Source organism: Gilvimarinus sp. 1_MG-2023 (assembly GCF_030548285.1).
This window is the reverse complement of the sequence record NZ_JAUOSC010001138.1, coordinates 1-264: the sequence shown is the minus strand read 5'-3', so window position 1 is coordinate 264 and position 264 is coordinate 1. Positions and strand designations below refer to the sequence as shown.

Genomic DNA, 264 nt, shown 5'->3' with positions numbered 1-264 from the left:
CATCAGGACAGGCGGAACTGAGACACAGCAAATCGCGCTGTGCCTGCATCAGGACGTAATCCCCCGGCCGCGACCAGGGTTCCTCGCCATACACCGCACCACAGTCACTGACAGTGGTATTAAAAAAGAAATTGATCGCAGGCCAGCCAGCACGGGGGGCAATCTGCCAGTCGCGCAGCTGGGTATTGAAATTGTCGGTACAGCTGGCATGACCAAAATAACCGGCGTCTTCATAAAAACGTGGCGTACAGGCCAGCATAAAGC

1 protein-coding gene is annotated in these 264 nt (G+C 55.3%); it reads right to left on the bottom strand.

All coding sequences use genetic code 11. The features are described 5' to 3' along the window. On the bottom strand, positions 1-264 hold a 264-nt coding region (locus tag Q4563_RS20410), incomplete at both ends, for a DUF1989 domain-containing protein (protein ID WP_303605813.1).